Here is a 20,542-nt window from a genome sequence, read left to right as displayed (position 1 = left end):
CTCGCGTCGTCGGCGGCCCGGTCCCCCCGGGCTCGGTCATATCTCATATATGTTGATCGAGCGGCCGACTCGGCCACCATCGCTGCAAAAATGTTGACGCAGACCCCCTGGTGCCGAACCCCCGCCGGAAATATACCTCACTTCGCCTGGACGTCTGTGCCACAGGTCACACTACCGATTTCTGCGCGTCCTCCCGGTGCGACATACCTTGTGTTGCGTGACCGATCAGTCGAGGGCTGCGCACACCATAACTGGGTCGGACGACCTAGTGGGAGCAAACCCCTCCTTTGTGCCACCGGCGAGTCCTTTCATACCTCCGGGTACGGTCGCCGAGATACGTGTCTGGGCACCGTTCGCGACCACTGTCTCGCTGCTGGTGGCGACCCCCGATCGGACCGAGGACGACCTCCCGATGCACCGGATGAGCGAAGAATCCGGTTGGTGGGCGGTGCCGCCCACCACATCCGATCCCGTCGGCCCGGTCGACGACCTGCGCTACCGCTTCGTCGTCGATGGCGGCGAGCCACTGCCCGACCCACGATCGACACGTCTGCCCGAGGGCGTGCACGGACCGTCGGCGTTGTTCACGGTCGACGAATCCATCTGGACAGATGACGACTGGTCGGGCATCGATGTCCGCGGCGCCGTGCTCTACGAACTGCACATCGGCACCTTCACGCCCGAGGGCACGTTCGATGCCGCGATCGGCAAGCTCGACCACCTGGTCCGACTCGGCGTCGAGATCGTCGAGGTGATGCCGGTCAACGCGTTCAACGGCGTCCACGGCTGGGGCTACGACGGAGTCGGCTGGTATGCGGTACACGAGCCCTACGGCGGCCCGGCGGCGTTGGCCCGCTTCGTCGACGCCTGCCACGCCCGTGGACTCGGGGTGGTACTCGACGTCGTGTACAACCACCTCGGCCCGTCCGGGAACCACCTGCCGCGATTCGGTCCCTACCTGTCCGACGGCGTCACCAGCTGGGGCTCGTCGGTGAACCTGTCCGGCGCGGGATCCGACGTGGTACGCGAGTTCATCGTCGCCAACGCCCTGCGCTGGATGGACGAGTTCCACGTCGACGGACTCCGACTGGATGCGGTGCATGCGTTGGTCGATCACCGGGCGGTTCACATCCTCGAGGAGCTCGCCGCCGCAACCGACCGGTTGGCGACCCGGCTCGGCCGTCCGTTGTCGCTGATCGCCGAGAGCGACCTCAACGACCCGCGGCTCATCACGCCCCGCCAGCTCGGCGGTCACGGCCTCACCGCGCAGTGGGACGACGACATCCACCACGCCATCCACACCGCGGTGTCGGGCGAACGGCAAGGCTATTACGCCGATTTCGGCAGCCTGCAGGCATTGGCGAAGACGTTGCGCGGCGGCTACTTCCACGACGGCACCTACTCGTCGTTCCGGGGCAGATGTCACGGACGGCCGATTCGGACCGAGCAGGTGCCCGCGACCGCACTGCTGGCTTACACCTGCGATCACGATCAAGTGGGCAACCGGGCACGCGGCGACCGTCCGGCCTCCTACCTCGACGGCGGGCAGCTGGCGATCAAGGCCGCCCTGGTGATGTTGTCACCGTTCACCCCGATGCTGTTCATGGGCGAGGAATGGGCGGCGTCGACCCCGTTCGCGTTCTTCACCTCGCATCCCGAACCGGACCTCGGCGAAGCGGTCCGCACCGGGCGACGTGGCGAGTTCGCCGAGCACGGCTGGGACACCGACGAAGTGCCCGATCCCCAGGACCCGGCCACCTATGCGTCGTCGAAGCTGGACTGGTCGGAACCCGACGAGCCGGTACATCGCCGGATGCTGGCGTTCTACCGCGACCTGATCGCCTTGCGTAAGAGCGAACCCGACTTCGGGCGAGACGAGTTCTCCTCCGGCACATACGATTACGACGAGGATGCCGGCTGGTTCGTGATGCGCCGCGGTGCCTGGTCGGTGATCTGCGTGATGTCGGCTGACGAGACCGTGGTCCCGGTCCCGGTGACGCCCACGCTGGCCTGGGAGCCGGTGGTGCCCGACGGCACCGGCATCCGATCGCCGGGCCACAACGTGGTCATCGGGCGAACCGCAGACCGACCTCAGGTCAGGTAGTCGTAGGCCGGGGTGCCCGGTTCGAGTCGCTCACACTGCAGGCGTGAATGGGCCATCCGGTCCATGAGATCGGTAAGACCATCAGGACTGCCGAGCTCCACGCCGACGAGGGCCGCACCGGTCTCCCGATTGTTGCGCTTGACGTACTCGAACAGGGTGATGTCGTCGTCGGGGCCGAGGACCTCGTCGAGGAACCGGCGCAGGGCGCCCGGCTCCTGCGGGAAGTCCACCAGGAAATAGTGTTTGAGCCCGCGGTGCACGAGAGACCGCTCGATGATCTCGCCGTAGCGCGACACGTCGTTGTTGCCGCCGGACACCAGACACACGACGGTCGCATCCTCGGGCAGGTCGAGCACCGAGAGACCCGTGACCGCCAGCGCCCCGGCAGGCTCGGCGATGATCCCCTCGTTCTGGTAGAGCTCCAACATCGTCGAACAGATCGCACCCTCGTCGACGTGTGTGATGTGAGCGGTGCCCGGCTTGGGCACGTACTTCACGCCGAACGGGGACACCGGGACCACCGGGTCGGGCACCAACGTGGAGAGCACCTCGTGGTCGGTGATGCCTGCGCCGAGATCGGCCATCACCCGATGGCCGATGGACCCGATCCGTTTGACCGACGCACCGTCGACGAACGGGTCGATGGTGTCGAGGGTGATCGGCCCGCCGGCCGCGAGCGCGGCGGTCAGCGACACCGCGCCCGTCGGTTCGACACCGACGATCGCGACGTCGTCACTGCGACCACGCAGGTAGGTCGCGATCCCGGCGAGACAACCGCCGCCGCCCACCGGCGCGACCATCACGTCCGGAACCCGGCCGAGCTGCTCGACGATCTCGTGGCCGATGGTGCCCTGCCCGGCTGCCGTGCGCGGATCGTCGAAAGCGTGGATCCATGTGGCCCCGGTCCGCATCACATCCGCCTGGGCCGCGGCCGCCGCGGCGTCGTAGGTGTCGCCTACCGCGATGAGTTCGACGAAATCCCCACCGTGCCAACGAATTCGGTCGCGCTTCTGCTTGGGCGTGGTGGTCGGCACATAGATCCGGCCGTACGTCTGCATGGTGCGGCAGGCGTACGCGACGCCCTGGGCATGATTGCCGGCACTGGCCGCCACGACCCCGCGGCCCAGTTCGTCGGCGGACAGCTGAGCCATCACGTTGAACGCGCCACGGATCTTGTAGGAGCGGACGGTCTGCTGGTCCTCGCGCTTGAGATACACCCGGGCACCGACCGCGGCGGAGATCCGCGGCGCCTCCTCGAGCGGGGTGCGAGCAATGGCGCCGGCAATTCGTGGGACCGACGCCTCGATCGCGTCGACACTCAACGCGGGGCCGTGCTGATCAACCGATGCCTGCTGGGTACTCACGAGTCCCATGGTCTCACCTGCGGACGCTCCGTCATCGTGCGGCCCGACCAACCACCCCGACCGACTACCCACTCTGATCGGCTCCGGAGAGCACCGGATCGGCCTAGACTTCCTCACAGGTCAGCGAACCAGTCGTCGTCCACCGACGAGCGTTGAAGCAAACGACGCGGCCACGGCGGGCGCCACCGGCGGTGATGGGAGCCCACGATGTTCCGACCCATGAATGCCAATCGACGATCCCGGCGACCACGCGGCATCCGCAGACTCGGCGCGGCAATCGCCACCACTGCCCTGGCGGCAGGACTGCTCACCGCCCTGACGCCGGGCACCGCTGTCGCCGCACCGGTCTGCGGCGGTGCAGGCCAACCCGGACGACTCGTCGGTGTGGTGCCGGGCGCGGCGCTCGAAGGCCTCACCGTCGATGCCCGCGGCCGCCTCTACACCACCGATCTCTACACCGGCCGCGTCTACCGTCTCGACGCCCCCGGCGCACGGGCCGTGCCTATCGCGCGGGTCCCTGAGGGCGGCGCAGGTGCGCTCGCCTGGACCCGCGACGGCACGTTGCTCGTGGGATACGGCGCCGACGCACGCGTCGTGGTCGGCGATGCGCTCCATCATGCGGGAATCATGCGGGTCAACGTGACCAATCTGGCCGCCCGCCCCTGGGTGCGCGGGCTGTCGGCGGCCAACGGCATGGATGTCGCAGGCAACGGAACCGTCTACGCCACCAACGATTTCGGCACTCAGGTGGGCAGGGTCCTACCCAACGGCGCCGTCCAGCCGGCCTGGGCAAACCTGCCCAGTGCGAACGGCGCGGTCCTCGGACGCGGCGACGGATGGCTCTACGTGTCCCGGACCTTCACCAATCCGGGCGTGAGCCGCATCTCGACTCGCAACCCGCGGGTGCAGCAGAGTCTGTTGTATCTGGGCGGCGACCTCACCGCGACTCCGGATGGCCTCACCCTGGATTCTCGCGACCGTCCGATCGTGCCGTTCAACGCGGCGGGCCAGATCGTCCGGTTGACCTCGCCGGGCCGGTATTGCGTGCTGGCCTCCGGTCTACCGCTGTCGAGCGTGGTCTCCTACGGACGAGGTGATCGCGGCTTTTCCACCGGTCGGCTGTTCCGCGCAGGGTTCGACGGACGGATCTACGAGATCCCCGGCGGGTTCGATCGCGGCGCGACGGCTGCCTATCCCGGTCGCTGAGTCCGGCGGCGCATCTGCCGGAGTCGTTCACCCCACCACACGGCGAGCAGGGTGAGTCCCGACCACCAGGCGACGGCCGGACCGAATCCGGTGACGGCCGCGACGAGCAGCCCGACGATCAGTGCCGCGATCAACGCATACACCTTGTGGCGCGGCCAGGCGACGCCGGCGATGTCGACGGTCGGGGGCGCGGTGCGAGTACGAGCGGTGCGAGTACGAGTCGGGGCGACCTCGATCAGCGCCGTCATGTTCGCTGCGGTCACGGTGGCCTCCGTTCTCTCGACTGACCTCGAGTGTAACGGATTCTGAACTAAAATGTTCGGCGCCCCGAAATTCGTGGTTCGTACCCGGTCATCCACAGATGCGGGCGTCCTGCATGCCACGTGACGTCAGTCGATGATCTCCGTCGGCCGGGTGACGACGCGCCCGCCTGCCGGCGGGATACCCACCGAGATCACGGCGGAGTAGTCCTTGCTCCGCTCGGCGGTGGTACCGAGACCCGCGGTGACACCGATCGTGTATTCGGCGGACTTCAGGAACGGTTCGACGACGAGGTTCTCGCGCTCGAGTTTTGCGAGGACCGCAGGGTCTGCGGTGTCGAGCAGACGGGTGAGCCAGGGACGGAGTTCGTTGCCGTTGAAATACGTGTAGCGAACCACGTACTCGCAGTGCGCACCTGCAGCCCGACGACGTCGCATGAAGCCCTCGATGCTGTTGTTCACCCAGGAATTCGCCGACGACGGAGCCAGCGGGATCGGGAACATGTCGTGTCCGACACCCGGACCCACGAGGTGATAACGCACGTAACCGGACAGGCCGTACTCACTGCCCGCCGACACCCACCGCTCGGCGCCGGGTCGGCCGGGCAGAGCGGGAGCGACCCAGACATGTCGGGTCGTGCGCGTGTTGCCGGGGATCCGCGCGGCCATGTGGTCGACGATCTGCGCCTTGCGGACGGGATCTTTCACCGCAGCCGTGATGCCGCCGGTGAGCAGGACATCGAGACGAATCGATCCACGGGTGTCGTGCCAGAGCGCCTTGGCCATCGCCCTGGTCTCATCGGAGACGGCCACGAATCGCCCGGCGCTCTTCAGGCCCGCCGAGGATGCCTTGGCGGCCTTCGGGAGGAACGGCAGAAGGCTCATCAGCAGGTCGATGGCGACACCGGCCTTCTTGTCGTCGGCCTCCTTCTTCGCGCGCTTGGCCTCTGCGTCGTCGCCCATCCCCGCCTTCGCGGCCACGTCGAGATCGTCGGCGCGCTTGGCGGCCCGGTCGGCATCGGCGACACCGCCGATCGCCGTCGCCGCGGCATAGACGTCGGCGGCAGCGAGCACCCCGGCGGCGAGTGGCGCCGCCGGGCTGAGCAGCGCCAGAAATGTCAGGGCGCCGATTGCCATGTCGGCGTACATCTTTCGCTCAGCCTCTGCCTTCTCGGCGGCCGCGCGCCGACGGAAGTACCCCTCGATGAAGGAGCGCTCCACCAGGCCGGACCAGTCGAGCCCGGACGCAGCGGGACGGTGGCCGCCCAGCAGCATCTGCTGCGTGACCGACAGGGCCAGCCAGTTGAGGGTGGGCAGCCTCCCGAGCAGATCGTCCAGATATGCGATGTTGGCCGCGGTGGTCCGTTTCATCACGCTGGTCGCCTCGGTGTCGTCGGCACCACGCAGGCCACTGACGGCACGCAACAAGGACTTGTCCGGAGCCTGGTCGAGCGCAGCGAGATTGGCGTCCTCACGAATCATCGCGTCGGCGCAGTCACGAAACTCGCGGGCGTTGCGCGCACATTTCTCGTGGATGGACGCCAGCACCGCGATCTTGGTCTCGTCGAGGTAGACCTCACCCGAGCGCAGCAGACTCTCCCGGGTGTCCTCGGGCCGAAACAGGATGGCGACCGACGGACCCGTGGGGGCGGACCCCGGAGCGGGACCACCGGTGCCACCGCCGAGTCCGAACGGATCCGCCGTACCGGAGGGAGTGCCCGACGAGCCCGGGCCCGGCGGACGGCCCGGTGTGCCCAGCGGCGCGAAACCACCGGCACTGCGATGACCCACCGGCACGGTGCGCAGCAGTTCGTCCCAGTTGCGCAGGAAATCGACCATCGTCGCCGAGTCGATGAGGTCGCGCACCTGCAGTCGGCGTTGCCCCGCGATCCGGCTCATCGCCTTCTGCTCGTCCTCCACGAGCCGCGGCGACTGATCCTTGGGCGTCTGGACCTGTGCGGACACCGTGTCGAGTTGCGTTCGCAGACCTTCCAGCGCGGTCTTCTTCGATGTGGCGAGGTCACGTGTCGCCGCCTTGATGTCGGCACCGAAGGTGGCGCGCAGGTTCGACGACGCCGCGTCGACGTCCATGCCCAACGTGATCGTCGACGTGCGCCACAGGTCGCGCGAAGCCGGGTCGTTGACCGCGGCGGGCAGATCCCTGCCCAGCCCGTTCCACAGTGCCTCCAGATCACCGGTCATGCCCAGGTGTTTGGTGCTGAACGCCTCGGTTTCCTTCTTGATCGCGGCGACCTTGCCGGGATCGACCTGACGGGACACCAACAGCGTCACACCACGATTGCCCGCGGTCCGCTGCAGGACAGCGAAACCCGGGGCTGCCGTCGCCTGCACCGCGGGGCGGGCGGCCGGCTCAGCAGACCGCGGTGACGCATCCCGATCGTGGGTGTGCATGTCTCATTGCATCGTCGCCGATGTCCGTGGCCAACAGAGTCGGTCGAGGTCGGCGCGATCGGGCCGCAGATCTACCCGATCGCGCACGAGCCTCCCGATCCGCCGGCCGGAGTCGGCCGGTCAGCCACCCATGCAGCTCGGGCCGAGGAGCGCCTTGAGGTCGCCCATGAGCGCCGAGCTCGGCGTCACCCGCAGTGCCTCGGTCAGCCGCAGCAACGTCGACCGTTGGTCGCTGACCAGGGTGACGTGTACGTCCGCGGTACCCGGGTGACGACTGAGTACCTGCTTGAGCGCCTGCACGCGGTCGGGTGTGCACGAGCGGGCGGTGAGCGTGAGCGCCACCGGTTTGGCCGTACCCACGGCCGCGAGGTCGGGTACCGCGAGATCGTTGGCGCTGATCATCGTGGAATCGTCGCGCGCGTTCACCCGGGCCTTCACGAGCACGATGTTGTCGGCGACGATGTCGAGTCCGTACACCTGGTAGGAGCGCGGGAAGAAGTAGACCTCCACACCGCCGACCATGTCCTCGAGGGTGACCACCGCATAGGGTTCACCCTTCTTGTTGACCCGCCGGTTGACCGCGGAGATGATGCCGCCGATGGTGATCTGCGCTCCGTCGGGGACCGTCCCCTCCAGCAGCTGGGTGATCGAGGTGTCGGTCTGCGCGGCGATCGCGTGCGCGACACCGGCGAGCGGATGGTCGGAGACGTAGAGCCCCAACATCTCTCGTTCCAAGGCCAACTTGTGTTTGGAGTCCCACTCCTCGTCGGGCACCTTGACCGCGAACACCTCGGCCATCGAGTCGTCGGCACCGCCGGCGTCGCCGAAGAGATCGAACTGACCGATCGCTTCGGCCTTCTTGGTGCCGATGACGGATTCGACGGAGTCGCCGTGGATGAGGAACAGTCCCTTGCGCGGATGCGACAGCGAGTCGAAGGCGCCCGCCTTGATCAGCGACTCGGTGACCTTCTTGTTGCAGGCCGTGACGTCGATCTTGCCGAGATAGTCCGAGAAGCTGGTGAACTTCCCCTTCTCCTCGCGGGCCGCGAGGATCGACGACACCACACCGGTACCGACGTTGCGCACCGCGGCGAGACCGAAACGGATGTCGCCACCGACGGCGGCGAAGTTGCGTTGCGACTCGTTGACATCCGGCGGCAGCACGGTGATCCCGAGCTTGCGACAGTCGGAGAGGTAGATCGCCGCCTTGTCCTTGTCGTCGCCGACCGAGGTGAGCAGTCCGGCCATGTATTCGGCCTTGTAGTTCGCCTTGAGATAGGCGGTCCAGAAGGAGACCAGGCCGTACCCCGCGGCATGCGATTTGTTGAATGCGTACCCGGCGAACGGGAGGATCGTGTCCCACAGCGCCTTGATCGCGGCCGAGGAGAAGCCGTTGGACTTCATGCCCTCCTCGAAGCCCTCGAACTCGGCGGCGAGGACTTCTGCCTTCTTCTTGCCCATCGCGCGGCGCAGGATGTCGGCTCGTCCGAGCGAGTAACCGGCCACCTTCTGCGCGATCTGCATGATCTGCTCTTGGTAGACGATCAGACCGTAGGTGTCGGCGAGGATCTCCTTGAGAGGTTCCTCGAGTTCGGGATGGATCGGTTTGACCGGCTGGCGCCCGTTCTTGCGATCCGCGTAGTCGTTGTGGGCGTTCATGCCCATCGGGCCCGGCCGGTACAGCGCGAGGACCGCGACGATGTCCTCGAATCCGGTGGGCTGCATGCGTTTCAGCAGTTCACGCATCGCGCCGCCGTCGAGCTGGAACACGCCGAGCGTGTCGCCCCTCGCGAGCAACTCGTAGGTTTTCGGATCATCGAGCGGAGCCGCGTCGAGGTCGAGGTCGATGCCTCGGTTGGTCTTGATGTTCTCGATGGCGTCGCCGATGACGGTGAGGTTGCGCAGCCCGAGGAAGTCCATCTTCAACAGGCCGATGGCCTCACACGACGGATAGTCGAAGCCGGTGATGATGGCCCCGTCCTGGGCCCGCTTCCACACCGGGATCGCGTCGGTCAGGGGCTCCGACGACATGATCACCGCGCACGCGTGCACGCCCGCGTTTCGGATCAGGCCCTCGAGGCCGATCGCGGTGTCGTAGATCTTCTTGACGTCGGGATCGGTCTCGATCAGGGTGCGGACCTCGGAGGCCTCGGCGTACCGCTCGTGGTCGGGATCGGTGATGCCCCAGACCGGGATGTCCTTGGCCATGATGGGCGGCGGCAGCGCCTTGGTGATGCGGTCGGCGATGGCGAACCCCGGCTGACCGAACTGCACGCGGGCGGAGTCCTTGATGGCCGCCTTGGTCTTGATGGTGCCGAAGGTGATGACCTGGGCGACCTTGTCGCTGCCCCACCGTTCGGTGGCATACCGGACCATCTCACCGCGGCGACGGTCGTCGAAGTCGATGTCGATGTCGGGCATCGACACACGTTCGGGGTTGAGGAACCGCTCGAACAGCAGACCGTGCGGGATCGGGTCGATGTTGGTGATACCCAATGCCCAGGCGACCAGCGAACCGGCCGCCGACCCGCGGCCCGGGCCGACCCGGATACCGACCTCGAGGGCATGGGCGATGAGGTCACCGACGACGAGGAAGTACGCCGGGAAACCCATCTGGATGATGACGTCGAGCTCGTAGTTCGCCCGGTTGAGGTAGTCCTCGGGGACCGGTTCGTCGGGGAAGCGTCCCTCGAGTCCCTTGGCGACCTCTTTGCGCAGCCACGTCTGCTGCGACTCGCCCTCGGGCACCGGGAAGATCGGCATCCGATCGCGGTGGCTGAAGACGTCGGCGTAGCTCTGCACGCGCTCGCCTATCTCCAACGTGGAGTCGCACGCACCGGGGACGACCGAATCCCACAGCTCCCGCATCTCGTCGGCCGACTTGAGGTAGTAGCCGTCGCCGTCGAATTTGAAGCGTGTGGGGTCGGTCAGCGTCTTGCCCGTCTGCACGCACAGCAGCGCCTCGTGGCTGGAGGCATGGGCCTTGGTGACGTAGTGGCAGTCGTTGGTGACGACCGGCTTGATACCGAGCTTGCGGCCGATCTCGAGCAGTCCGTCGCGCACCCGGCGCTCGATCTCCAGCCCGTGCTCCATGAGCTCGAGATAGAAGTTGTCCTTGCCGAAGATCTCCTGCCACTTGGCGGCTGCTTCGAGCGCCTCACGATCGTGGCCGAGTCGGAGCCGGGTCTGCACCTCGCCGGACGGGCACCCCGTGGTCGCGATGATCCCCTCCGCATGTGCGGCGATGATCTCGGCGTCCATTCGGGACCATTTGCCGAGCTGCCCCTCGATCGAGGCCAGCGACGACAGCTTGAAGAGATTACGCAGGCCGGTGGCGTTCTCGGCCACCATCGTCATGTGCGTGTAGGCGCCGCTACCGGAGACGTCGTCACTCTTCTGGTCGCGGTTGCCCCACAGCACGCGCTTGGTGTTGAACCGGGATTCGGGGGCGATGTAGGCCTCGATACCGATGATCGGCTTGATGTCGTTGTTGATCGCGGTGTTGTAGAACTCGCTGGCACCGAACATGTTTCCGTGGTCGGTCATCCCGATCGCGGTCATCCCGAGGCGTTTGGCCTCGGCGAAGAGCGGCGACACCTTTGCGGCACCGTCGAGCATCGAGTACTCGGTGTGGTTGTGCAGGTGGACAAACGAATCGGCCACGGACGCCTCTCACCTCGGCTGTGTGCAAACGGACGAACTCCCCGCGAGCCGGCTGCAGATCCATGGACCTCGCCGACAGCGCGTACCTACTTTATGCCGCCGCTCTGACAGTCTTCGGCCGCCGCGCCCGGCTGTGACAGATGGGGTCGACGGCTCGGTGTGTCGGGTCCGGCGTGTCGGCTGGGCACCGCCCGGTCGGCCGGTGACTCACACCTCGCGCAGCCGGTCGAGGGCCTGTTGGAGATCGGCCGGATACGGGCTGGTGAACTCGACCCGCCGCCCGTCGGCGGGATGCGCGAACGCCAGCGAGCGGGCATGCAGCCATTGGCGTTCCAGGCCGAGCTTGCGGGCCAGCACCGGATCGGCACCGTAGGTCAGATCACCGCAGCACGGGTGATGGAGTGCGGAGAAGTGCACACGGATCTGGTGCGTGCGACCGGTCTCGAGGTGGATGCCGAGCAACGACGCCGAGGCGAACATCTCCAGCGTGTCGTAGTGGGTCACCGACGGTTTGCCCTTGGCGGTCACCGCGAACTTCCAGTCGCTGCCCGGATGTCTGCCGATGGGGGCGTCGATGGTGCCCTCCGGCGGATCGAGATGTCCTTGCACCAACGCGTGGTAGCCCTTGTCCACCTCGCGATCCCGGAATGCCCGCTTCAACAGGGAGTAGGCGCGCTCGGACACCGCCACCACCATCACCCCGGAGGTGCCGACGTCCAGCCGCGAGACGATCCCCTGACGTTCGGCGGCACCCGACGTCGAGATCCGATAGCCTGCGGCGTCCAGTGCACCGACGACGGTGGGGCCGGTCCATCCCTGTGACGGGTGAGCGGCGACGCCGACGGGTTTGTCCACGACGATGATGTCCGAGTCGTGGTAGATGATGTCCATGCCCTCGACCGGCGTCGGCTCGATCCGCAGCGGCTGTTCGGGCTCGGGCAGGGTCACGTCGAGCCAACTACCCGCCGTCAGTTTGTGGGACTTGCCGACGGCGACACCGTCGATGGTGACGTCGCCGTCCTCGGCGAGCGTGGCCGCGACCGTCCGCGACAGCCCCAGGATGCGTGCCACACCGGCGTCGAGGCGCATGCCGTCGAGTCCGTCGGGCACCGGCATGGACCGCGATTCACGCATCGGTGTCCCCCGCCGTCTCGCGCCGGGCCGCCCAGCCGGTACGACTGCCGTCGTACTCGAAGCCGAGCAGCGACAGGACGACCAGCAGCACGGCCCCGCACACGACCGCGGAGTCGGCGACGTTGAAGACCGGCCACCACCCCACGGAGACGAAGTCGACAACGTGACCGCGCAGCGGGCCGGGTGAGCGGAAGATGCGATCCGCGAGATTGCCCATCGCACCGCCGAGTACGAGCCCGAGTCCGAGGATCCACCACGCCGACCGCAGCCGGTTGCTGTATCGGACGATGCCGACGACCACGACCAGGGCCACGATCGTCAGCACCCAGGTGTAGCCCGCGGCCATCGAGAAGGCCGCACCGCTGTTGCGGACGAGGCGCAGGGTCACCGCGTCACCGATGATCTCGACCGGCTTCATGGGATCGAGGTGCGCGACGGCAAGGGTCTTGGTCAGCAGATCGAGTGCGATGACGCATGCAGCGACGCCCAACAGCGACCACACGACCGTGCCCCGTCGGCCGGTGCGCGCGTCTCCCGACTCCCCGCCGTTCCCGATGCCCGAGGGCTCACCGTCGTCGACCGGCCCGGGTGTCGGTTGGCTCATGACTCCATCATCCACCTCACCATCATCCACGAGGGCTCCCCTACGCTGGCTGCCGTGTACCGATCCCGCGCCTGTCTCGCCGTCCTCGCAGCCGTCGCCCTCGGGCTGACCGGGTGTGCCTCCGACGACGAGACCACGGACAAGGCCGCGACTTCGAGCGCCTCGGCCGGCTGCACCGACGACTCCACGGCGGGCCGCGACGACGTACGCCTGCTGCCCATCCCGCCTGCAAAGGTCAGTCTCCTCGACGCCGGGACCGGCCCGAGGCGGGTGGCGTCCGGAGCCCCGAACCGAACCTCGCCGCAGGCGCTCACCCTGGTCACGACCTCGTCGGTCAAGTCATCGGGAGACACCGACGCGCAGACAGTCGAGATGCCGCTGCAGGCCCGATTCCACTGCACCGACAACACCGACCTCGAACTCACGCTGGGCACCGTGACCTCACCGGACGCCGAGCTCGGCGGACAGCTGGGCCCGGTCGCCGGCTCACACGCCGGGATCGCACTCGGTCCCGGATCGACGCCGATCTCGCTGCGCCTGGCCCCGGCTGACGACGCGGGCCCGCAGGCCCGTCTCGCCGTCGAACAATCACTGCTACAGGCCCTGCAACTGTCGGTGCCGCTGCCCACCGAGCCGATCGGCACCGGTGCGCGGTGGCAGGTGGAACGCACCATCAACTCGGCCGTCACCGTCACCCAACACATCGACGCCACCGTGCGCTCCTGGCACGACGACGTGCTGACCCTGGACGTGACCGTCGAGGAGACCCCGGTGAACTCCGTCTTCGTCATCCCCGGCTCGGACCAGACACTGTCGATCTCCCGGTTCAGCAGCGGCGGTTCCGGTCAGCTGACCGTCGATCTGTCCCGCGGACTGCCGGTCGGCGGCCGCATTGAACTGTCCGGAGCGCGCGAACTGGTCGGCGCCGATCCGGGCCGCCCGCTGCTGCAGCAGACCGGGCTGTCGGTCGGCTGGCGCTGATCCTTTTTGCGTCACCCGCAACCGAACAGTCACCACCTGCACAGACGACACGGGCCGGTGATGTGAGGATTCCTCACATCACCGGCCCGGTCCGTTGTGGACCTCGCCGTCAGCTGGTCGGCGTGATCAGCTGGTCGGCGTGATCAGCTGGTCGGGGCGGTCGACGACGACGAGCACATCGGGGTCGTCACGTTGTTCGCGGTGACCAGTGGGCACACGGTGTCCTTGGCGAGCTTCCAGCGGCCGTCGACGTAGACGATGCTCGCGTCGAGCTTGGTCGCCGGGTTGTCGGGCAGCTTGACCTGGACCTTCACCGTCGCCTTGTTCGGTCCCGACGAGATCACCGGCGGGAAGATCTCGTAGGTGACGTCCGGATTGTCCTTCTTGGCCGCGACGAGCTTGTCGAAGACGGCCGGATCGGCCTCCGAGCCCTCCACGAGCTGCGTCTTCTCCGAATTCGGCACGTTCGGGTCCAGCGCCTTGGTGAGCATCTGGTTGAGCGTTGCCACCGACGGCTTCGTGTTGGCGTCGGTCACGTCGCCGGAGCCGGCCGCGGCCGCCGTCGTCGACGTCATGGTCGGCACCTCGGGCACGTCGCTGTCGTCGCTGCCACACGCTGCCACCGACGCCACCGCTCCTGCGATCAACGCGGCGGTCACGATCTTCGGAAACTTCACCCGATCTCCCTCACTGTCTGTGGTCCGGCCGCCGGTGAGTCGTGCACCGCCGGTCCGGCTGCATTCTGGCCTGTTGCTCCCCCCACGGGGCCGCAAAGCTCACCCCACTATGCCAAATCAACGACGATGCCCCAACAACATGGCGGGGCCCGTTCGGCGAGCCGCAGGGGCAACGGTTGACTCGTATGTCGGGTTCCCGAAACCCTGGACTCCATGCATCAACGACCCGCGACCGATCCACACATCGTCCTCATCAGCACGGGCGGCACGATCGCGGCGCACTCCACCGCCGACGGCACGGTGCCGCGCCTGACCGCTGCCGACCTGATCGGCACCGGATCCCTCAACACCGGATCCTTGAGCACCGAACCGAGGATCATCGGCGTCGATCTGATGTCGGTGGACAGTTCGGCGATGAGCGTGGCCGACCAGTTCGCGATCGCGGCGGCCGTGGTGGACGCACTGACCGACCCGGCGACGATCGGGGTGGTGGTCACGCACGGGACCGACACCATGGAGGAGACCTCCTACCTCACCGACCTGTTCGTCGCCGACGACCGACCGGTCGTCTTCACCGGGGCCCAACATCCGGCCGATTCGGCGCTCTCGGACGGTCCGGCCAACCTCGCCGCCGCGCTACGGCTGGTGACCGAACCGAACAGTCGGGGCCGTGGGGTCTTGGTCGCGATGGCCGGCGAGGTCCGCTCGGCGCGCGGAATCTTCAAGTCGTCGACCACCGACCTCGACGCATTCGACACCGTGCACGGCGATCTGCCGCGACACACGCTCGACCGGCCGGTGCCGCGCGGTCGCCCCGCCCGGGTCGATGCCCTCGCGTTGTACCCGGGCGTCTCACCGGGCCTCATCGCCGCCGCCGTGGCACAGCAGTCCGCGGGAATCGTATTGGCCGCCACCGGTTCTGGCAATGCCCATCCGGACATCACCGCGGAGGTGATCGCCGCGGTGCGCGCGGGCGTCGTGGTGGTCGTGACCAGTCGGGTGCCCCACGGGGAGGTCGTGCCCGCCTACGGCGGAGGCGGCGGTGCGGTCGACCTCGAGAGGGCAGGTGCGATCGTCTCCCGCTGGCTGCGCGCGCCCCAGGCCCGGATCGCGGTGTCGGCGCTGCTGTCCACGGGAGCATCCGTCCACGACGTGCGTGCGTTCTTCTGCGACACGACACCGACGACATGACACCGACGCGCGAGCGCTGACCTCAGACAGACAGATCCGGCCAGGCCAGGCTGTCCAGCGGATCGGCTCGCCGCAGATCGTCATCGTCGGCGGCGAAGGTCACCGCCCGTCCGGGCCCGGTGGCCCGCGTCTCGAAGCGCACGGTGACCACGCCGTGGCCGCTGCCCTGCACCCAGCCGTGCCCGAACTCCGGGTGGGTCACGTCGGTGCCGGTGGACCAGAGGACCGACAGTCCCGGATCGTCGAGCGCGTCGCCGGTCGTGCCATCGACGGCCGTGGCATCGTCGAGGTCACCGGACTCCCCTGCCGCGACGAACGCGGCCTCGACGTCGTCGGCGCTCTCATCCTGACTCACCACCGGCGACGACCCGGTCAGGTCGCCGAACAACGAGAACTGTTGCACGGCGGTCAGTCCCGAGAACCCGACACCTACGAGGCGGATCGGACCGATACTCCGCGGGTCCAGTGCGAGTCGTTGCGCTGCGGCACAGAGGATCTCGAGTTCGGTGGTGGCGGCGGGCAAGGTCGTGGATCGGGTGAGGACGGACATGTCCGAGCGCTTCAGCTTGAGGACCACCGTGCGTGCACCGCGGCCGTCGGACTGCAGTCGGCGGTGCGCCCCCTCCGCGGCGGCGTCGATGGCCGGACGCAGTTCGGCCATCTCGACGAGATCGCGCGGAAACGTCGACTCGGCGCTGATCTGCTTGGCCGACGCGCGTTCGGTCACCGGGCGATCGTCGATGCCCTGTGCGAGCCGATGCAGCGCCGGACCGAGCGTGCCACCGAGCACCGAGGCGACCTCGAGGTCGGACATCGCCGCGAACTGCCCGATGGTCTCGATGCCGAGGCGTTGCAGTTTGTCGCCCGAGACCGGCCCGATCCCCCACAACTTGCGGACCGGCAGCTCGTGCAGGAACGCGAGTTCACGACTCGGCGGGATCACCATCACACCATCGGGTTTCGCGAGTCCCGAGCCGATCTTGGCGATCTGTTTGCCGCTGCCGAATCCGACCGAGCCCGCGATCCCGACGACATCGCGAATCCGCGCCCGCAACCGTTCGGCGAACTCGGTGACCTCGTCCACGTCGGCGCCGACGAGTTCGGCAGGCTCCCCGAACGCCTCGTCGAAGGACAACATCTCGATCACCGGAACCGCGTCGCGCACCAGCCCGAAGACCCGAGCGCTGACGGTGCGGTAGACGACGCCACGCGGGGGCAACACCACCGCACCCGCGCCGACGAGTCGTCGCGCCTGATGCATCGGCATCGCCGAGCGCGCCCCGAATGCCCGCGCGGCATAGCTCGCCCCGGCGACCACGCCGCGGCCGCCTGCCCCGCCGACCAGGACCGGCCGATCCCGCAACGTCGGCCGGGTGAGCTGTTCGACCGAGGCGAAGAAGGCATCCATGTCCAGGTGCATCACCCATCGGGAACCGCGTTCGGACGACACCTCAGCATCGTAGGTCGCGCTCGTGCGGACCGAACGGGCGCTACCGCGGCAGGATCTCGAAGACCGGCAGATCGGCGGCGTGCGCGCGGATGGTCGCATCATCGGCGTCGGTGCCCATGCCCTCGGGCAGGAACCGGCCGACCTCCCAGCCCCACTTGTCGAGGTAGGCCCGGATGATCGGGGCCCGCGCGTCCGACTCGGTCTCGACCAGGCGAACCTCGCGCCTACGCCGTCCGCGACGCAGTTCGGCGGAGTCGTCGACGCGGACGTTGCGCACCCACTGGGTGACACCGCGTGGCGCGACCAGATAGTGGCGACCGTCGAGGTGCAGCGGATTGACCGGAACGCTCTGCGGTCGTCCACTGGTGCGACCGGTCACCGTGAGCACCTGTGCGCCGGCGAGATTGACGCCGCGGGCGGCAAGCCACCGGACGACGCTGTTGAAGGTGTGGTCGGCGCCCTGCGGGGCGCGGTAGTGCGTGGCGGTCATGGGATGCACCTTTCCTGAGGTTCAATTCGAGAGCACCGCTCTCTGAAATCGAGTGTGCACCACTGCCGCGACAAAAGCAAGAGCAGTGCTCTCGTTTTATGGCACGATGTGCGCATGGCCACCGTGAGCAAACGTGCCCAGAACCGCGCCGCGATGGAGTCGGAGATCCGTCGACTCGGTCGCGAGCACCTACGCACCCAGGGAGCCGCCGGTCTGTCGCTGCGCGCGATCGCCCGAGATCTCGGCGTGGTGTCCTCGGCCGTGTATCGCTATGTGCCCAGTCGCGACGATCTCCTCACGATGCTTCTCGTGGAGGCCTACACCGACGTCGCCGACGCCGTCGACAGCGCACTCGACGCGAGCGATCCCGACCGACCGCGCGAACGTCTGACGGCGGCGGTCCGGGCGTTGCGGGCGTGGGCGGTCGACGACCCGTCCCGGTGGGCATTGCTCTACGGCAGTCCGGTGCCCGGCTATGCGGCACCGGCCGAGGCCACCGTCGCACCGGGGACCCGTGTCGTCGCGACGCTCATCGGCGAGGTCGCCGCTGCCGAGGCCCGCGGACTGCTCGATGCCCACGACATCGTGGTGACCGGCGCACTGACACTCGAATTCGACGTCATCCGAAGCGAATTCGGCTCCCCGATCTCCGATGCCGCACTCGTCGTCGCGACCACGATCTGGGCTACGACGATCGGTGCGATCAGCCTCGAGGTTTTCGGTCAGTACGGCGCCGACACCTTCGCCGATCCGAGGCAGCTGTTCGAGGCGCAGATCGCGCGAGCCCTGAGCGCCCTCCGGAACTGACCCACACTCACCCGGCCACCGGATCGTCGCCCCGGCGGGTCATCGCGAGATGGACCGCGCCGTCGCGATCCCGGTCAGTTTCTCGGGATTGCGCATGGCGAAGATGTTCTCGATGACCCCGTCGACGACCTGCAGGACGAACACCCCCTGCAATTGTCCGTCGAAGTGGATCGCCATGCCGGGCATGCTGTTGAAGATCGCCGGCTCCATCCGCAGATCGTCACCGCGGGACCCGAGTCGCGCGAACCCCGCCATCAGACGGGCAACCGCGAGGGCACCGCGGATCGGTCGACGGACCGCGCTGGCCTTGCCGTCGCTGTCGGCGGTGAACACCACGTCGGGCGACAGCAATTCCATCAGGCGTTCGATCTCCCCGGATTCGGCTGCGGTCAGGAACGCCTCGGTGACCTCGGCGGTACGCGCGCTGTCGACAGGCTCGAATCGATGTCGCCGCGACTGGACGTGCGAGCGTGCGCGGTGCGCGGTCTGACGCACCGCCGCAGGCGATTTCCCGACGATCTCGGCGATCTCGTCGTGGCCGAATCCGAACACCTCACGCAGCACGAACACGGCGCGCTCGTCGGGACCGAGGCTCTCGAGGACGACGAGCATCGCCGTGGACACCGACTCGGCGAGCACGACGTCCGCCGACGCGTCGTGCTCGTCGAGCAGGATCGGTTCGGGCAACCACGGGCCGACGTAATCCTCACGCCGCCGCGTGGACGCCCGCAGCGCGTTGAGCGCCTGCCGCGTGACCACCTTGGCCAGATACGGACGGGCTTCGGCCACCGAATCGAGGTCGACGTCGGCCCATCGCAGATAGCTGTCCTGCAACACGTCGTCGGCATCGGTGGCCGATCCGAGGATCTCGTAGGCCACGGTGAACAGCAGCGGCCGTAGTTCGGTGAAGACCCGGGCGTGCTCGTCGGCCGTATCGGTCACCGCAGTACCCCCACCGGTTGTGTGGTGCCCATGTCCCGGGGCTGCCCGAACGACGGTGTCGCGCCGGGCTTGCGGGCCTCCATGCGCAATCCCCAGATCACGCTGCGGCACACCAGTTCCTTGATGGCGGCACCGGTACGGCCGGAGATCACCGCGCGGGTCGGCGTGTCGTCTCGACGGGTCAACTGCACCGTCGCACCGTGGCGGCCCAACGAGGTGCACTGCCCGACGAACGACACCCGCACCGGCGACGGCTCGTCGCCGGCCAGCTTCGCGAGCACGGTGTCGGCGGCGTGCGGCCCGAGTTGGTTGGCGGCCTGACAGCTCATCCGGAACGGCGCCCCCGAGGGTGCGACCGCGTCACCGGCGCCGATGATGCGCGGATCGTCGACGCTGCTGAGCGTTTCGTCGGTGAGCAGGCGGCCGAGCGGATCGGTGCTCAGACCGCTCGCCGCGGCCAGCGCGGGCACTCCGAAGCCTGCGGCGACGACCGTCGTCGCACTGGGCAGCACTCGCGCTCGACCATCGGCCACGACCGTGACGGTATCCGATCCCACCTCCGTCACACGGTGGTCTTCGATGATCTCCACGCCCAGCCTCTGCAGGCGGCGCCGCGCGACGCGGCGGGCCCGCGCACCGAACGACGGTGCGACGGTGCCGCGGCAGACCAGTCGCACCGTGGATCCGGTCTCCGCCAACTCGGCCGCCATCTCCATCCCGGTCAGACCGCCACCGATCACGGTGACGCTGCCGCGACGGTCCGTCGAGGCGAGGTGGTCGCGCAGACGCTGCGCCTGCTCCCACTCGCCGAGGACGAATCCGTGCTCGGCGGCACCGGGGATGGCCGTTGGCGGGGTTCCCGTGGAGCCGACCGCGTAGACGAGGTGGTCGTAGGCGAGCGTCGCGCCCGAGCCGAGCTCGACCTGTCCGGCCGCCACGTCGATGCGGGTGGCGGTGTCCACGACGAGTTCGATGCCCTCGGCCAACACGGTGGCGAATTCCTCCTGGGCCGTTCCCGTGCCACTCACCCACTGGTGCAACCGAATCCGGTGGACGAACCGTGGCCGGGGGTTGACCAGCAGCACGTCGGCCAGGCCGTCGCGAACAGCGCCCGACAGACGGTTGGCGGCCATCGTGCCCGCGTACCCGCCACCGAGGACGACGATCTGCGGGCGTTGTGTGGTGTTCATGAGGTGCTCCTTTCGAGGGGGACGACCTCAAGACACCGGGGCGGCCCGGAATGTGACAGACAGTGAT

The 20,542-nt window shown here is 68.0% G+C and carries 16 protein-coding genes; 5 read left to right on the top strand and 11 right to left on the bottom strand.

Annotation, left to right across the window (positions count from 1 at the left end; all coding sequences use genetic code 11):
- Window positions 1-289: 289 nt before the first annotated feature.
- On the top strand, window positions 290-2,104 hold the full coding sequence (gene treZ / locus AAFP35_RS21655; RefSeq protein ID WP_419223790.1) for a malto-oligosyltrehalose trehalohydrolase: 1,815 nt from the start codon (window positions 290-292) through the stop codon (window positions 2,102-2,104).
- Here treZ and ilvA read toward each other — a convergent pair.
- Window positions 2,092-3,477 carry a threonine ammonia-lyase IlvA gene (gene ilvA / locus AAFP35_RS21650; protein ID WP_419223720.1) on the bottom strand — a complete coding sequence of 462 codons (1,386 nt, stop codon included), beginning with the start codon at window positions 3,475-3,477 and terminating at the stop codon, window positions 2,092-2,094. The genes treZ and ilvA overlap by 13 nt on opposite strands.
- Before the next feature lie 198 nt (window positions 3,478-3,675).
- On the opposite strand from ilvA, the gene AAFP35_RS21645 reads away from it, so the two are divergent.
- A complete protein-coding gene (locus tag AAFP35_RS21645; RefSeq protein WP_419223719.1) occupies window positions 3,676-4,674 on the top strand; it encodes an SMP-30/gluconolactonase/LRE family protein in 999 nt (332 codons plus the stop codon).
- Here the strand turns inward: AAFP35_RS21645 and AAFP35_RS21640 are convergent.
- From AAFP35_RS21640 to lspA, 5 genes are all read right to left on the bottom strand, one after another.
- On the bottom strand, window positions 4,659-4,937 hold the full coding sequence (locus tag AAFP35_RS21640; RefSeq protein WP_419223718.1) for a hypothetical protein: 279 nt from the start codon (window positions 4,935-4,937) through the stop codon (window positions 4,659-4,661). The genes AAFP35_RS21645 and AAFP35_RS21640 overlap by 16 nt on opposite strands.
- Window positions 4,938-5,063: 126 nt before the next feature.
- The gene (locus AAFP35_RS21635) at window positions 5,064-7,346 is read right to left on the bottom strand and encodes a hypothetical protein (protein WP_419223717.1); all 2,283 of its coding nucleotides are present in this window, start codon (window positions 7,344-7,346) and stop codon (window positions 5,064-5,066) included.
- Between the two features lie 120 nt (window positions 7,347-7,466).
- On the bottom strand, window positions 7,467-11,009 hold the full coding sequence (gene dnaE / locus AAFP35_RS21630) for a DNA polymerase III subunit alpha (RefSeq protein WP_419223716.1): 3,543 nt from the start codon (window positions 11,007-11,009) through the stop codon (window positions 7,467-7,469).
- A 207-nt stretch (window positions 11,010-11,216) separates the two neighbouring features.
- Window positions 11,217-12,143 (bottom strand): RluA family pseudouridine synthase, encoded by a 927-nt coding sequence (locus AAFP35_RS21625; RefSeq protein WP_419223715.1) that lies wholly within the window; start codon window positions 12,141-12,143, stop codon window positions 11,217-11,219.
- The gene (gene lspA / locus AAFP35_RS21620) at window positions 12,136-12,747 is read right to left on the bottom strand and encodes a signal peptidase II (protein ID WP_419223714.1); all 612 of its coding nucleotides are present in this window, start codon (window positions 12,745-12,747) and stop codon (window positions 12,136-12,138) included. The genes AAFP35_RS21625 and lspA overlap by 8 nt, the downstream gene beginning before the upstream one ends.
- A gap of 54 nt (window positions 12,748-12,801) precedes the next feature.
- Between lspA and AAFP35_RS21615 the strand changes: the two genes are divergently transcribed.
- Window positions 12,802-13,728: a hypothetical protein gene (locus AAFP35_RS21615; RefSeq protein ID WP_419223713.1), complete on the top strand. Its 927-nt coding sequence runs from the start codon at window positions 12,802-12,804 to the stop codon at window positions 13,726-13,728.
- Window positions 13,729-13,871: 143 nt separating this feature from the next.
- On the opposite strand, the gene AAFP35_RS21610 is transcribed toward AAFP35_RS21615, so the two are convergent.
- Complete coding sequence (locus AAFP35_RS21610) at window positions 13,872-14,405, bottom strand: hypothetical protein (protein ID WP_419223712.1); 534 nt, start codon at window positions 14,403-14,405, stop codon at window positions 13,872-13,874.
- Window positions 14,406-14,618: 213 nt separating this feature from the next.
- On the opposite strand from AAFP35_RS21610, the gene AAFP35_RS21605 reads away from it, so the two are divergent.
- Window positions 14,619-15,596 (top strand): asparaginase, encoded by a 978-nt coding sequence (locus AAFP35_RS21605; RefSeq protein WP_419223711.1) that lies wholly within the window; start codon window positions 14,619-14,621, stop codon window positions 15,594-15,596.
- Between the two features lie 22 nt (window positions 15,597-15,618).
- Here the strand turns inward: AAFP35_RS21605 and AAFP35_RS21600 are convergent, their stop codons facing one another.
- Both AAFP35_RS21600 and AAFP35_RS21595 read right to left on the bottom strand, forming a co-directional pair.
- Window positions 15,619-17,016 (bottom strand): DNA polymerase IV, encoded by a 1,398-nt coding sequence (locus AAFP35_RS21600; RefSeq protein ID WP_419223789.1) that lies wholly within the window; start codon window positions 17,014-17,016, stop codon window positions 15,619-15,621.
- 70 nt (window positions 17,017-17,086) lie between these two features.
- Complete coding sequence (locus tag AAFP35_RS21595; protein ID WP_419223710.1) at window positions 17,087-17,536, bottom strand: nitroreductase/quinone reductase family protein; 450 nt, start codon at window positions 17,534-17,536, stop codon at window positions 17,087-17,089.
- Window positions 17,537-17,650: 114 nt separating this feature from the next.
- On the opposite strand from AAFP35_RS21595, the gene AAFP35_RS21590 reads away from it, so the two are divergent.
- A complete protein-coding gene (locus AAFP35_RS21590; protein WP_419223709.1) occupies window positions 17,651-18,343 on the top strand; it encodes a TetR/AcrR family transcriptional regulator in 693 nt (230 codons plus the stop codon).
- Between the two features lie 39 nt (window positions 18,344-18,382).
- Here the strand turns inward: AAFP35_RS21590 and sigJ are convergent, their stop codons facing one another.
- Together sigJ and AAFP35_RS21580 are read right to left on the bottom strand one after the other, a co-directional pair.
- Window positions 18,383-19,285 (bottom strand): RNA polymerase sigma factor SigJ, encoded by a 903-nt coding sequence (sigJ, locus tag AAFP35_RS21585; RefSeq protein WP_419223708.1) that lies wholly within the window; start codon window positions 19,283-19,285, stop codon window positions 18,383-18,385.
- Complete coding sequence (locus AAFP35_RS21580; RefSeq protein ID WP_419223707.1) at window positions 19,282-20,475, bottom strand: NAD(P)/FAD-dependent oxidoreductase; 1,194 nt, start codon at window positions 20,473-20,475, stop codon at window positions 19,282-19,284. Before AAFP35_RS21580 ends, sigJ begins: the two co-directional genes overlap by 4 nt.
- Between the last annotated feature and the right edge of the window lie 67 nt (window positions 20,476-20,542).

This window comes from Gordonia sp. CPCC 206044 (genome assembly GCF_048537895.1).
Taxonomy (GTDB): domain Bacteria; phylum Actinomycetota; class Actinomycetes; order Mycobacteriales; family Mycobacteriaceae; genus Gordonia.
This window is presented reverse-complemented; position numbering and strand designations above follow the sequence as displayed.